The following is a 15217-nucleotide window of genomic DNA, read 5'->3' on the forward strand; positions in this document are numbered from 1 at the left end:
TTTAGTCTAAAACATTATAGGATAATTCCACCCCCGAGCAGCAGCCCTTCGGCATCATAGAAAGCGGCGGCTTGCCCCGAAGCCACGGCTTCGAGCGGGTCGAGCAGGTGCACGTGCAGGCGGTCGTCGTCCGTGCGCGAGACGAGGCAGCGGTTGGCCTGCTTGCGGTATCGTATCTTCACGATGACCGCCCCACTGCCCAAGACCCGGGCCTCATCCACAAGGTTCCAGTCCTTCAGCCACATCTCCGTCCGATAGAGGGAGGCGAGCGGCGCCAGTACCACTTCATTGCGTTCGCGGCATGTCTCCTTCACATAGACCGCACGGTTCAGGTGAATGCCCAGTCCGCGACGTTGGCCTACGGTGTAGAAGGGATAGCCTTCGTGCCACCCCAGAAAAGCACCGTTTTCATCGAGAAAGGCTCCCCGTCCGGGCAAACAATCAGCCGGAACCACCCGGCGCAGGAAGGTGCGGTAATCCATCGGGCAGAAGCATACGCCTAGGCTGTCCTTCTTCTCGGCCACACGCTGAAATCCCCGACGGGCGGCATAGGCACGGGCCTCTACCTTGGTCAGGTCGCCCATGGGCAGGAGCATGCGCTCCAGTATATCCTGCTTCAGTCCCCAAAGGAAGAACGACTGGTCCTTGTCGGCATCGGCGGCAGGAGCGATGTACCACAGCCCGTCGCGGCATACCTTCCGCACGTAGTGCCCCGTGGCGATGCAGGAGATGCCCCTTTCATCGGCCAGACGGGCCAAGAGCGGCCACTTCAGCCGATTGTTGCACACGGTACAGGGTACGGGCGTGCGACCCGCCAGATATTCTTCGGTGAAATAACGGACCACCTGCGCTTCGAAGGCTTCGCGGGCGTCGTATTCGAAGTGGGCAATACCCAAACGGTCGGCCAGACGGGCAGCCTCTTCGGCACCACGCCCTCCGTCGTCGTGCAGGCGGAGGGTGACGCCTGTCACCTCGTATCCGGCTTCCTGCAACTTCATGGCCGCCACGGAGCTGTCGGTCCCTCCGCTCATGCCCAGCAATACACGTTTCTCCATCGTTCGGTCTGTTAAGCGTTACGGAGGCAAAGATACAAAAAAGGATGCCACGACGGGCATCCCTTTTATCGGTATCAGACTAACTTGCAGTTATTCATTCGTTTTACTTATTTCTTCTTCATTTCAAAGGTAAATCCGGTAGCAGGGAAAGCCGGGAAAGGCTGGTCATTGACCGTCACGCTGCTGGCTTCAAGTCCCAGGTTCAGATTCTTTGTCTCGAACTCGTAGTTGCCCTTGTTGGCAGCTGCCACTTCTACCTTTACGGTCAACGTATTGTTTTCATCCATCGGTACGGAGATTTCCAGCGGTTTCGGGTCGAATGCCATGTAGACACTGTCCTTGGCGGCAGTCATCGTAGCCTCATAGCCCACCTTGTAGCTTACCTTGCCAACGGCCTCAACGATGGCATCGGCCTGTTCCTCACCAACGATGGAAACAATCAGGTCGCGCACGGGGAACTCATCGAAGTAAACGGTATCGTTCTTCACCTGAGCAGCCACATCGACGCCTGCAGGTTCTTCACCTTCTCCTTCGGCAAAAGTCGACTGATCCAACAAAGCGGTCTGCATCAAGCCGGCATAGTCACCGTATACATCTTCTACTTTCGGTTCAGTGGGGTTTTGGGGATCGTCGTCGTCGCTGCAAGCAACAAAACCCAGCGTACAGCCGGCCAACATCAAGGACACAAAAAGGCGGTTGAATTTCATTTCTTTTTTCATAATCATTGTTCAGTTTAGTCAGTTAGTCTTTGCTTTAGAAAGATGGAAAGGCCGGAAATACTGCACAAACGAGTCTTAACAAACGTTAACAAGAAAACAGCGAAGTAAGATGCCGGCAAAAAAACAGGGCCATCATGGAGCTACTTATCCGAAAAACAGTAACTTTGTGCTTTCAACCGGAAATAAAAACCTAACAATATGGAACATCAACTGACGATTTACAACACGCTGACCCGAAGGAAAGAAGTATTCAAGCCGCTGCACGCCCCGCACGTGGGTATGTACGTCTGCGGCCCTACGGTCTATGGCGACCCACACCTAGGACACGCCCGTCCGGCCATTACCTTCGATATTCTCTTCCGTTACCTCAAACATCTGGGATATAAAGTGCGCTACGTGCGCAACATCACCGACGTGGGCCACCTGGAACACGACGCCGACGAAGGCGAGGACAAGATAGCCAAGAAGGCCCGCCTGGAACAGCTGGAGCCGATGGAAGTGGCACAATACTATGCCAACCGCTACCACGAGGCCATGGATGCACTGGGCGTACTGCGTCCCAGCATCGAGCCGCAGGCTTCGGGACACATCATCGAGCAGATTGAACTGGTGAAGGAAATCTTGAAGAACGGATATGCCTACGAAAGCAAGGGTTCCGTATACTTCGATGTGGCCAAATACAATCACGACCACCACTACGGCAAGTTGTCGGGCCGCAACCTGGACGACGTGCTCAACACCACCCGCGAACTGGACGGACAGGACGAGAAGCGCAACCCTGCCGACTTTGCCCTGTGGAAGAATGCCCAGCCCGAACACATCATGCGCTGGCCCTCGCCCTGGGGTAACGGTTTCCCCGGCTGGCACTGCGAATGTACGGCCATGGGGCGCAAGTACCTGGGCGAACACTTCGACATCCACGGAGGCGGTATGGACCTCATCTTCCCCCACCACGAATGCGAGATCGCACAAAGCGTAGCCAGCCAGGGCGACGACATGGTACATTACTGGATGCACAACAACATGCTGACCGTCAACGGACAGAAGATGGGCAAGAGCTACAACAACTTCATCACACTGGAGCAGCTCTTCACCGGCACACATCCGCTGCTGGAGCAGGCCTACACGCCGATGACCATCCGCTTCTTCACCCTGCAGGCCCACTACCGCAGCACCGTGGACTTCGGCAACGAAGCCCTGAAGGCTGCCGAGAAGGGACTGGCCCGACTGATGGATGCCGTCAGCGGACTGGAGAAGATAACGCCCGCACAGGCATCGACGGTCGACGTAAAGGCACTGCGCGAGAAGTGTTACGACGCCATGGACGACGATCTGAACACGCCCATCGTCATCGCCCACCTGTTCGATGGTGCCAAGATGGTGAACAACATCCTGGCCGGTAACGACACCATCACCGCTGCCGACCTGGACGAACTGAAAGAGACCTTCCGCCTCTTCTGCTTCGACATCCTGGGACTGAAGGCTGAAAACGCCTCGAACGCTGCCCGTGAAGAAGCCTTCGGCCACGTAGTGGACATGCTGCTGGAAGAGCGCGCCAAGGCCAAGGCCAACAAGGACTGGGCTACGAGCGACAAAATCCGCAACGAACTGACCGCCCTCGGCTTCGAAATCAAAGACGGCAAGGACGGTTCGGAATGGAAACTGAACAAATAAAACGGGAGGCAAACTTCCGATAAAGGCAAGCGAGGCTGCACCCGCAATGATACGGGATGCAGCCTCGCTTGTATCCTATCACCAACACCCGCAGGCAGGCGTTGCGACACAGTGCTTCCTGACGGTCTGACACAGTGCTTCGTGAGGTTGTCACGAAGCACTTCCTGAGAGGGTGACAAAGCACTGCATCAGACTCTCAGGAAGCACTTCGTCAGCATGCAAGGGCATATTTCTGTCAAGAAAGAGAAAAAACGGCATCAATATGGTATCATATCCTTCAGAATGCCCTCCAGATACCAGGGATCTTCTATCTCCTTCAACACCTTGCCCATCTCGGCACAAAGTTCCTTTACCACTTCGGGATGTTCATCCAGCGGCAGGTTGTTCAGCTGATACGGATCGTTCACATCATCGAAGAGGAGCGACTTCTTCAACTGGCGGGTCTGACGGTCGATGTAGAGTGCCAGTGTATAACGGGCCGACTTGAAACCACGGGCCGAGGGAAAGTAAGTCTGCACCTTGCCTTCGGCGTCCTTCTTACCGTCTACATTCTGGATGTAGAGTGCACCAGTCGGGCGCACCATATCAGCCTTTTCATCGAAGAAAAGAGGTGCATAGTTGCGTCCCTGCACCGCAGCAGGAATGGAATCGGTCAGGCCGGCCAGCCCCAACAAGGTAGGCATGATGTCGGGCGACGAAAGCATCAGGTCGTCCACACGCGGCGCCAGCTTGCCGGGATATCGCACCAGGAAAGGCACATTCATCGATTCGGCATAAGGTGAATTCTTGGGATCGTCGGTACGCTGGCTGCACATCGTTTCACCGTGATCCGACGAGAAGACAACGATGGTGTTCTTGTCCAGTCCCAGTTCCTTCAGCGCATCGAGTATCTGTCCGAAAGCACGGTCCACACCGGTCACCGAAGCGAAATAATAGGGGGTACTGGCTGCCTTCTCCATCGTGGCATCGGCATTGGGACGTACCAACAGGCTGTCCAGCGGCACATCCTTGTAGAGATTGAAGTCCTCCTCCATACAGTCGTCCAGCGAGCGGTAAGGGCTATGGGGCGGATTCATGCCCACCATGATGAAGAACGGCTTCTTCGGATTGCGCACGTTGCCTTCGTTCTTCAGATAGTTGACCACCATCTTGGCCTCGTGCAGGGGCGACCACTCCTTGGGGTCGTGCCGACGTCCTTCCGTATCCCAGTAATGGGGATTCTTGTGTACGTCATACGTTCCGTAGGAATACCAATAGTTGAAGCCATGGCGACGCTCCTTCGGCGTATAGGCGTCCCAGGCCGGTACGCGGTCTTCTACATAATGGCCCGGCCGGGCAGGGTCATTGGGCGTGGGAAAATCGACGTGCAGCTTGCCGAAGTAAGCACAGTCATAACCCGCCTTGCTGAAAACGTCGCTGACGCATTCGGCATCCGCCCGCAGGGAACTGATGGGGCGGTCGGCGTTGCAGTTCAAGGGCACTCCGCTCTTGTTGGGATACATGCCCGTCAGCAGAATGCCACGATGCGGGCTGCTCAGAGGACAGTTGCTCTGTGCCGAAGTCAACACCACCGACTCACGGGCAAAATCGTTCAAACGAGGCGTATGAACGGGGTCATTCCGGAAGTTGACATGTTCGCGGAAGCCTTCCAGTCTCCAGAACTCCATGGCCTGATTGCGGTACTGGTCGGGAAATACATAGATGACATTGGGCTGGCAAGGTTGTTCAGACTGTTGTGCCTTGCATCCGGCCAAAGCAAGCAGACCGGCACTGCCTATGATAAGATTGAAAGAATGTTTCATGGTTCATTGTTGTTTGAGGGAGAAACAAACTGCAGGCTACAAACTGCAGATACCGGCACTTGGTCTTCCTGCCTGCAGTCTGTAGCCCGCAACTTATATCTGTAACCGAATTATTTCTTTTCAAGATCGCGCTTGCGCATCAATCCTTCGAGGAAATAATAATCGGCGTAGTTCAGCGGCACGTCAATCTCGGCGTTATGAGGAATACTGCCCACGGAATGCATCAGGATGAAATTGCCGTTCGTCCCCACTTCTGCACGATAGGACGGAGAAGCCAGACTTTCCATGATGCGGTCGGCCGTTTCCTTGTAGTTTTTATCGGGAACATACGTACTCAGCTCATAAAGAGCGGAAGCCGTACAGGCGGCAGCCGAAGCATCGCGCGGTTCGTTGGGAATGTTGGGCGCATCGTAGTCCCAGTAAGGAACCAGGTCGGCCGGCAGATTCTTGTTGTTGAAGATGAAGTTGTATACTTTTTCTGCCTGATCCAGATACTTCTTGTCGTGAGTATAACGGTAGCAGGCGGTATAGCCATACAAAGCCCAGGCCTGTCCGCGCGCCCAAGCCGATTCGTGTGCATAACCCTGTGCTGTCTGCTTGCTGCGTACCTCACCGGTTTCTGGATCATAGTCCACCACATGATAGCAACTGTTGTCGGCACGGAAATGGTTGGCCAGCGTTGTGTCTGCATGTTTCACGGCTATCTGGTAGAAAGTGGAATCGCCCGACAGGCGGGTCGCTTCAAACAGCAGTTCCAGGTTCATCATATTATCAATGATTACAGGGCACTTCCAGCCGCGTGTTCCCTGCCAGCCACGGTCGGCATCCCACGACTGGATAACGCCTGCTCCCGGACGGAAACGGGTGGACAACGACTTGGCAGCCTCTACAATCACATCCTTATACTCTGTCTTACCGGCCAGACGATATCCGTTCAGATAGCTGCAACCGATCATGAAACCGACATCGTGATGCCACTTCAGGTATTTTACCGAGTCCAGGTCTTCCGTATATTTCTCGGCCAGCTTCTCCCATTTCTGGTCGCCGGTCAATTCATAAGTCAGCCACATGCTGCCGGGGAAGAAACCCGAGCACCAGTCGTCAATGGGCACATAGTGAATGCTTCCATCCTTTTCGATGGTACGGGGATTCAATATCTTACCGGATTTCTCGATAATGTCGGTCTGCAAGGTATGCTGCGCCACCGCATTGTCGATGTTGTCTTGGATGAAGTTGCTCTCCGCCTGCTTCTGGCCTGCGCAACTTGCAAAAATCAGGAGGGAAACTCCCAGGGTTGTCAGGGTTGTTTTCATAACAAAGGATTATAAATTAATGTATAGTTCATACTTCTTTGACACGGACAAAGGTATGTGCTTTCCGGAAGATAGACATACTTAAATCATACAGTTAAAGGACAAAATTGTTACATTTGCAAGCAGAATCATACTTTTTCCGCCAGACCGATGCATTATCTGGCGGAAAACGGATCCAACCACCCTTAAAAAGACAAGAGACAATGACACCACAGGAGTTTTTCAAGAACGACCATTTTGCCGGCAAAGTAGGCATCGAACTGACAGAAGTGAGAGAAGGCTATAGCAAAGCGCAACTGACAATCACGGAAATACATCTGAATGCAGGGCGGCGCACACAGGGAGGAGTACTCTTCACACTAGCCGACCTGGCACTGGCTGCAGCAGCCAACTCACACGGGACATTGGCCCTGTCACTTTCATCACACATCACATTCCTGCGCAGCAGCGGTGCAGGCGATACGCTCACTGCCGAAGCGCGTGAATGCTACATAGGAAGGAGCACAGGATACTATCAGGTGACAATCACCAACCAGCACGGCGATATCGTGGCCAGCTTTGAGTCTACGACCTTCCGCAAAAACGACCCGCTCCCCTTCCATCTGTAACGGGAAGGAGTACGGGTTCTACTATCATCCGGCCTAATCCTCGACTATACACGTCAACGGATAGCGATTGCCACGCACGCTGGTCAGGAATGCCTTGGCCGAGCCAAAGTTGAGATACAGGTCCAGACGGATGGGAAGATGGTTCAAGTCGTCGGAAATGAAAAAGGTAATGACTTCATTCTCTTTCTTCTTGTTTCCGTCCTGCACGTATTCCACAAATGAGAATACCAGGCAACGGTAGGTCGTATCGTTGTTGGCCTTGACGTTCTCTTTGCCACGGTAAATGAGTGTCTGCTCCTCTACCCTACGTCCTGTAGCCATCGGGAAATTGATCTTTTGCCCTACCTTGTAGTCTTTGGGATCCCAGGAGCGGGCCTGGGCCAGGATGCTCAACATATCGTAAATGCACCGGCTGTCGTTATAGGACATCGTATCGGCATGCCCGTCGCGCCATGTGCGCCGCTGGTTCACATACGACACACCGTCCTTGTAGTCGAACCAGGCTTCATCCACGGTATAGCGTTTGCCTTCCTCGGCACCCTTGCGGAAGTACAACGGTTCCAGACGCTCGCCGACGTAACAAGTCAGCGTATCGCGCATCTTGAAGAAGAAATCGACCCGCTTGCTGCTTACCGAAAGCAGGTTGAAACGAAAAGCCGGTTTCCGATGATAGGTCGTGGCATTGGTCGTCAGGCTGGCCAGCCCTGCCTTGACCCAGATAAATTTCCAGTTGAAATACAAGTCGTACATCACGTGCTCACCCGATTTGAACGCCTTGTTCTCAACCGTGCATTGCGCACGCAACGATCCGACAGGCACTGCGCATATCGCGCATACCAGCAGCAGTGCAGCCATCCAGCTTTTCATTCCGCCGTTGCACAGCTTTTGTACCGGTTGCAGCCTAACGGCTGCCGGTACTGCTTCGTTTGTTGTTTTTCTTTTTTTCATCCGGCTTTTGTTTTTTAAGTTCCAAAGGTTTCTGTTCATCCAACGCCCTGTCAAACAGGTTCCAGGTCTGTTGCAGTTCAAAGTTGGCTTTCAACTCCACTACCTGAAAATAATAGTATACCATCTCGGGCTGAATATGTTTTTCATAATCGCCCGTATCCCATATACCATTCCGGTTCTTGTCTGCAACCAGGCGCGCTCCATATTTGCCTGGCGTCAGATAATAGAAATCGGCCTTCCCGTCGACTACCGGTACGGTGCGTACCACTGCATCCTGTGCATTCAGCAACTCAACGAAAGAAGTGGAGTCGGCACCAGCTATATCAAAAAGGATGGTACCGTATTCCTCTATGGTCTTTACCTTGAATTCCTGCTTGATTTTATCCGTATACAAGCCATACAGACCTTCGATGGCCATAGAGTCCACTGCAAACTGATAGCTCTCACCGGGTTTCCAGTCGGCAAATACATTATAGACTTTCAAGTCCAGCGAGTCTGGCTGGAAATCGAACGGGATATCGTTCCACAGCGTGTCCACCTTCTGCCGAAGATGGAAAGCCGCTGTATCAATGCGTGTCAATGGTTCCTGGAAAGTCAGCGTAATATAGTCGTATACATCCATCGACGAAGGCGCATACACCTCAACAGGCAGGAACTCGGTCGGCAACTTGGGTTCTTCCGGCTCTACTACATTGCCTTCTTCATCCCGTTTCTTCTTTTTCTTGGCAGCCTTCTTCAGTTCTTCCAGCTTCTTCTCGTCCTGCTCCTGCTTTTGCTTCAGCTGTTTGGCATAGGTCAGCTTCGCCAGCAGGCGGAGTGTATCTTTCCGCTGGGAAAGTTGTCCCAATGTGTCTGTTGCCAGATAGGTCAACTCCACATTCAACGTATCTTGCTTATACAGCAACGAGTCCTTGATCCAATAGTGAATCGTATCATTGCGCCCGGTCGTCTGCTCGATGACAAACGCATCGCGCTCATCAAAATTGAGACCCTTCAGCAAAGGCAGGCTGTCGGCCGGCGCCGTGAAGTAGAGCGAAAACTTCTGCGGCGTCAAACGTTCACTCTTGGCCAGTCGCTGGTTGTATCGTATCTCCTTAAAGCTGCGCAACAGGATGTCATCCGGCAAATAGTGGGTATACTGGTGCTCAACTATCGTATCGATGGTCAGCGAGTCAATCCAAGAGGTATCCTGCCGCATGCGATATTCATAACGCGGAATAATGAGGGAGTCATGCCAGGCAATCTGTTCGGCAGGCTGGGAAAAATAAAAATTCTGGTCGGCATCCTGCAAGGCATAAACGCGATAGGTCCCCGGCGCTACACCACGAATGGAAAAACGTCCGCGACTGTCCGTACGCCCCACCCGCTCGAAGGGGACAGAGGTAAAAGCAGAATCGGCCAGATTGGACTGCAACCCCACCAGCATACCCTTCACCGGCTCCAGGTTGGAGGCATTCAACACGGTGCCCGATACGGCCATCGTGTCCAGCCTGTCCCCTGTAGAAAACGTAAAGGTAAACTGTTCCAGCGGATTGCTTTCGTTATTGTCCTGAATGGCATCTCCGAAGTCAATCGTATAGGTTACGCCCGTCTTCATCGTATCCTGAAAATTGACAATAACCTTCTTTCCGTTCGTCTTGATTTCAGGCTGCTGTATCTGGGGGGGCGAGATTACAATCTTCTCACTCGGATTGTCCAGCTTGATATATTCGTCGAAGGCAATGGTTACCCGCTTGCGTTTATAGTTCAGCTGTCCCGGCTCAGGTGTACTTTGCAGGAACCGGGGCGGAGTCTCGTCAATCGGCCCTCCCTCGATACGGCCTATGCTGGCACATGAGTACAGCAAAACACCCAAAACCAAGAAGACAGGCAGGCGTCTGAGCGACAGCGCATCCCTACCGTTATCTGTTTTTTTCTTCAATCCTTTCATGCAGTCTGAATCTATCAACCAAAAGATATTGACGCAAAGATACAACAACTATCCATACAGCATGCACAAAGGTCCCTTTATTTTGGTTTTTTATGTGAATCAGGAACCGAAAAACATTTTATCCGCATAGACTTCCACCTGCAAATCCCGACATCGGAGAGGAAAGGATGCGCCTTTGCCCGTACAAGTTTCAATCATCCGTTGCACAAGATGGCATCTTGAGCAGCATAAGATGGCATCTTGAGCAGCATAAGATGGCATCTTGAACAGCATGAGATGGCATCTTGTGCAACATGAGACGGTATCTTGTGTCATGTAAGGTAGAAACCTACAGTACACTTCTTACTGTCTTCGTTCTTGAATACTGGTAGAATTCTCTGAAACATAGTTAAAAAATACCACCTTTACAAACCTATATATATCAAAAATCGGTACTTTTGCATGCTTGAAAACTAAACAGAGCGCTTAAGTTTTCAGAAAAAGCATGGGTTGACATTAATAATTAGACACAGAGATAAATAAGTATGAAGAGTAGATTAATATTAGTGGCAAGTTGCTTAGCCCTGCTCAGCAGCTGCGGACAAGGCAACAAAAGTACGGGTAGTGCCCCCGAAGTTGCAGTCATGGAGGTAAATACCACCACTGCAAACCTGACAAACAGTTATCCTGCTACCATCAAAGGTAAACAGGATGTAGAAATCCGCCCGATGGTAAGCGGTTTTATCACCAAACTGCACGTAGATGAAGGTGCTGTTGTCCGCAAAGGGCAAGTATTGTTCACCATCGACCCTGTACAATACCAAGCCGCCGTGAACTCAGCCAAAGCAAGCGTTGAAACAGCCCAGGCAGCTTTGAACACGCAAGAACTGACTACTGAAAACAAACGCGAGCTGAACAAGAAGAACATCATCAGCGACTACGATCTGAAAATGTCCGAGAACCAGCTGGCACAGGCCAAAGCCAATCTGGCACAAGCTAAGGCACAGCTCGTCAACGCCCAAAACAATCTGTCGTACACGGAAGTAACCAGCCCCAGCGACGGTGTAGTAGGAACCATCCCCTACCGTGTAGGCAGTCTGGTAAGCGCATCCATTGCAACACCCTTGACGACAGTTGCCGACATTTCTGAAATGTACGCCTATTTCTCCATGACCGAACGTCAGCTGCTGGCCATGATACGCGAAGGCGGTACGATGAAGGAAATCCTCGACAAAATGCCGGATATCCAGTTGAGCCTGGTAGACGGTACCATCTATCCGGACAGCGGCCGCGTGGAAACCATCAGCGGAGTCATTGACCAGGCTACAGGTTCTGTGAACATGCGTGCACTCTTCCCCAACAAGCACAACATCCTGCGCAGTGGAGGTACTGGTAACGTCATCTTCCACAACCCGCTGCACGACGTAATCATGATTCCCCAATCGGCCACAACCGAAATTCAGGACAAGAAATTCGTACTTGTACTCCAGCCCGACAATACACTGAAGAATACAGAAATCAAAGTATTCACCTTGGACGACGGAAAATACTTTTACGTGACCGACGGACTGAAAAAGGGTGACAAGATAGTCATCGAAGGTGTACAGTCACTGAAAGACGGACAAGCCATCACGCCCATTACACCGGCTGACAAAGAAGCTGAATACCAGAAAGCTTTGCAAGACCAGAAAGATGGCAATATTCAAACGGCCTTTCAATAAAACAAACCCAACCAACAAATTGTAAGAAAGAATGAAACTAGATAGATTTATTAACCGTCCGGTACTGTCAACAGTTATCTCCATCCTGTTAGTAATTCTGGGCTTTATCGGGTTGGCCACGCTGCCAATTACCCAATACCCGGACATTGCACCGCCTACGGTATCTGTACGTGCCACCTATACCGGTGCCAATGCGCAGACAGTATTGAATTCAGTCATATCCCCGCTGGAAGACCAGATCAACGGTGTGGAGAACATGATGTACATGACTTCCAATGCATCCAACAGCGGATCTGCGGATATCTCAATCTACTTCAAGCAAGGTACTGACCCCGATATGGCTGCCGTCAATGTACAGAACCGTGTATCCATGGCACAAGGTCTGCTTCCTGCCGAAGTAACCAAAGTCGGTGTAACCACCCAGAAACGCCAGACCTCTATGTTGATGATCTTCTCCATCTACGATGAAAAAGACCAATACAACATCGAGTTCCTGGAAAACTATGCCAACATCAACCTGATTCCTGAAGTAAAACGTGTCACCGGTGTAGGTGATGCCAATGTGATGGGACAGGATTACTCCATGCGTATCTGGTTGAAGCCTGATATCATGGCGCAATACAAACTGATTCCCAATGATGTAGTGGCAGCCTTGAGCGAACAGAACATCGAAGCCGCTCCGGGTCAGTTGGGTGAACGAGGAAAGCAAACGTTCCAATACACTTTACGTTACAAAGGCCGTCTGCAACAGCCTGCCGAGTTCGAAGACATCGTTATCAAGGCCTTGGAAAACGGTGAAGTGCTTCGCTTGAAAGATATTGCACGTGTTGAATTGGGTCGTTTGGCTTATACATTCAACAATACGGTAAACGGGCACAAATCTGTCAGCTGTATCGTGTATCAGATGGCAGGTACCAACGCAACCCAAACCATCAGCGACATCGAAAAGCTGCTTGAAGACTATTCTGCAAAATTGCCTTCAGGCCTGAGAATCAATATTGCACAAAATGCCAACGACTTCCTCTTCGCTTCCATACATGAAGTAGTAAAGACGTTGATCGAAGCGTTCATCCTGGTATTTATCGTGGTATACATATTCCTTCAGGATATGCGTTCTACGTTGATTCCTGCGATTGCCATTCCGGTTGCCTTGATTGCTACCTTCTTCGTATTGAAGCTGATTGGCTTCAGTATCAACCTGCTGACACTTTCGGCCATGGTGCTTGCAATTGCCATTGTGGTCGACGATGCCATTGTGGTTGTCGAAGGTGTGCATGCAAAACTTGACCAGGGATACAAATCGGCACGCGCGGCATCCATCGACGCCATGCACGAATTAGGCGGTGCACTTGTTTCCATTACTTTGGTCATGATGTCTGTATTCGTTCCTGTAAGCTTCATGGGAGGTACAGCAGGTACATTCTACCGCCAGTTCGGTTTGACAATGGCTATCGCCATCGCCTTCTCAGCCATCAACGCATTGACCTTAAGTCCGGCCTTGTGTGCCATCTTCCTGAAACCACACAACAGCGAGGGTCACCTGAAAGAGCGTGTCGGTACAGCTACCAAAGAAGCACGCAAAATCATGTTGGCCCGCTATGCAGACTCTTTGGGAAGAATGATGCGCCCGGGCATTACCCTTATCTTTACTGTAATTGCCATCATCGGTATGATTTTCGGTTTCTTCAGCTTTGAAAGCCATCCCGTACTCTGTATCGTAATGATTGTTATCAGTATTCTGGCTTTGGCAGGCATGACAACCGACAAGTTCAAAAAGTCTTTCAATGACTCATACGATTCACTCCTTGGCAAGTACAAGAAACAAGTATTGAGGTTTATCCAGAAAAAATGGCTGTCTGGAGGTATTGTAGTTGCCTCCATTGCATTACTGGTTTTCTTCATGCAAATCACTCCTACCGGTATGGTTCCCAATGAAGACACGGGTACCATTATGGGTGCCGTAACCCTGCCTCCCGGAACTTCTCAGGAACGCGCCCAACAGATTCTGAGCCGTGTAGACAGTCTTGTTGCAGCCGATCCGGCCGTAGAATCACGTACCATCATCTCCGGCTTCAGTTTCATCGGCGGCCAAGGACCATCTTACGGTTCGGTCATCATCAAACTTAAGAATTGGGAAGAGCGTTCAACCATGCAGAACTCAACCATTGTCTACGCTACACTTTTCATGCGTGCACAAAAGGTTATCAAGGAAGCACAGGTATTGTTCTTCGCTCCGCCTATGATTCCCGGTTATTCGGCATCCAGTGATATCGAACTGAACATGCAGGATAAAACGGGTGGTGATTTGAATCACTTCTTCGATGTGGTGAATGCATATACGGCAGAACTGGAGAAACGGCCGGAAGTAAACTCCGCACGTACCAGCTTCAACCCCAACTTCCCCCAATATATGCTGAACATTGATGCTGCAGCCTGTAAAAAGGCAGGCATCAGCCCCAGTGACATCCTGACAACACTCCAAGGTTATTACGGTGGTCTGTATGCCTCCAACTTCAACAGCTTTGGTAAGATGTATCGTGTTATGGTACAAGCAGAGCCGGATGCAACCAAAAATCTGGAATCTCTGCAGAGTATCAAAGTACGCAACGGAAACGACATGGCACCCATCACCCAATTCGTGTCTATCGAAAAGGTATATGGTCCGGATGTAATCAGCCGTTTCAACCTCTACACCTCTATGAAAGTGATGGTAGCACCTGCTTCCGGTTACACATCCGGTCAGGCTCTGCAGGCCATAGCCGAAGTGGCACAACAAAACCTGCCCGCAGGTTTCGGATACGAACTCGGTGGTATGGCACGTGAAGAGGCTCAGACAAGCGGCAGCACCACAGGTATCATCTTCCTGCTCTGCTTTGTATTCGTTTATCTGTTGCTGAGTGCGCAGTACGAGAGCTACATTCTTCCGTTGTCTGTATTGCTTTCCATACCTTTCGGTTTGTTGGGAAGCTTCCTCTTCGTCAACGGTGCCAGTGCCATTGGTAGTGTTCCTGCCTTGAAGATGATCATCGGTTCCATGTCCAATGACATCTACATGCAAATCGCCTTGATTATGTTGATGGGATTGTTGGCGAAGAACGCCATCTTGATTGTAGAGTTTGCACTCGACCGCCGCAAAATGGGTATGAGTATCACATGGGCAGCCGTATTGGGTGCCGCCGCCCGTTTGCGTCCTATCCTGATGACGTCTATGGCTATGATTGTCGGTCTGCTCCCGCTGATGTTTGCATCAGGCGCAGGTGCCAATGGTAACCGTACATTGGGAACATCTGCTATCGGTGGTATGTTGATCGGTATGATTCTGCAAATCTTCATTGTTCCCGCTCTGTTTGTAGCCTTCCAATATTTGCAGGAGAAATTCAAACCGATGGAATGGGAAGACGTAGACAATTCTGACGCTACGGCCGAAATAGAACAATACAGTAAATAAATGAAGTATTCCGGTTGAAG

General features: G+C 51.2%; 10 protein-coding genes. 4 read left to right on the forward strand and 6 right to left on the reverse strand.

Annotated features, from left to right (window positions below; genetic code table 11):
• Positions 1-14: 14 nt before the first annotated feature.
• Both mnmA and RDO88_RS01125 read right to left on the reverse strand, forming a co-directional pair.
• The gene (gene mnmA / locus RDO88_RS01120) at positions 15-1055 is read right to left on the reverse strand and encodes a tRNA 2-thiouridine(34) synthase MnmA (RefSeq protein WP_307757596.1); all 1041 of its coding nucleotides are present in this window, start codon (positions 1053-1055) and stop codon (positions 15-17) included.
• Between the two features lie 107 nt (positions 1056-1162).
• Positions 1163-1774: a DUF4840 domain-containing protein gene (locus tag RDO88_RS01125; protein ID WP_307757597.1), complete on the reverse strand. Its 612-nt coding sequence runs from the start codon at positions 1772-1774 to the stop codon at positions 1163-1165.
• A 198-nt stretch (positions 1775-1972) separates the two neighbouring features.
• Here RDO88_RS01125 and cysS point away from each other — a divergent pair, with 198 nt between their 5' ends.
• The gene (gene cysS / locus RDO88_RS01130) at positions 1973-3448 is read left to right on the forward strand and encodes a cysteine--tRNA ligase (RefSeq protein WP_307757598.1); all 1476 of its coding nucleotides are present in this window, start codon (positions 1973-1975) and stop codon (positions 3446-3448) included.
• 257 nt (positions 3449-3705) lie between these two features.
• Here cysS and RDO88_RS01135 read toward each other — a convergent pair whose 3' ends face one another.
• Both RDO88_RS01135 and RDO88_RS01140 read right to left on the reverse strand, forming a co-directional pair.
• Positions 3706-5250 (reverse strand): sulfatase-like hydrolase/transferase, encoded by a 1545-nt coding sequence (locus tag RDO88_RS01135; RefSeq protein ID WP_307757599.1) that lies wholly within the window; start codon positions 5248-5250, stop codon positions 3706-3708.
• A gap of 110 nt (positions 5251-5360) precedes the next feature.
• Complete coding sequence (locus tag RDO88_RS01140; RefSeq protein WP_307757600.1) at positions 5361-6563, reverse strand: glycoside hydrolase family 88 protein; 1203 nt, start codon at positions 6561-6563, stop codon at positions 5361-5363.
• 203 nt (positions 6564-6766) lie between these two features.
• Here RDO88_RS01140 and RDO88_RS01145 point away from each other — a divergent pair, with 203 nt between their 5' ends.
• Positions 6767-7171 (forward strand): hotdog fold thioesterase, encoded by a 405-nt coding sequence (locus RDO88_RS01145; RefSeq protein ID WP_307757601.1) that lies wholly within the window; start codon positions 6767-6769, stop codon positions 7169-7171.
• A gap of 33 nt (positions 7172-7204) precedes the next feature.
• Here the strand turns inward: RDO88_RS01145 and RDO88_RS01150 are convergent, their stop codons facing one another.
• Positions 7205-8026 (reverse strand): DUF3108 domain-containing protein, encoded by an 822-nt coding sequence (locus RDO88_RS01150; protein ID WP_307757634.1) that lies wholly within the window; start codon positions 8024-8026, stop codon positions 7205-7207.
• 46 nt (positions 8027-8072) lie between these two features.
• Positions 8073-10049 (reverse strand): Ig-like domain-containing protein, encoded by a 1977-nt coding sequence (locus tag RDO88_RS01155; protein WP_307757602.1) that lies wholly within the window; start codon positions 10047-10049, stop codon positions 8073-8075.
• A 524-nt stretch (positions 10050-10573) separates the two neighbouring features.
• On the opposite strand from RDO88_RS01155, the gene RDO88_RS01160 reads away from it, so the two are divergent.
• Together RDO88_RS01160 and RDO88_RS01165 are read left to right on the forward strand one after the other, a co-directional pair.
• Positions 10574-11749 (forward strand): efflux RND transporter periplasmic adaptor subunit, encoded by a 1176-nt coding sequence (locus RDO88_RS01160; RefSeq protein WP_307757603.1) that lies wholly within the window; start codon positions 10574-10576, stop codon positions 11747-11749.
• Between the two features lie 31 nt (positions 11750-11780).
• Positions 11781-15197, forward strand: a complete 3417-nt coding sequence (locus RDO88_RS01165) for an efflux RND transporter permease subunit (protein WP_307757604.1) — start codon at positions 11781-11783, stop codon at positions 15195-15197.
• Positions 15198-15217: the final 20 nt, after the last annotated feature.

The sequence above is a fragment of the uncultured Mediterranea sp. genome (genome assembly GCF_902493215.1).
Lineage (GTDB): Bacteria > Bacteroidota > Bacteroidia > Bacteroidales > Bacteroidaceae > Bacteroides.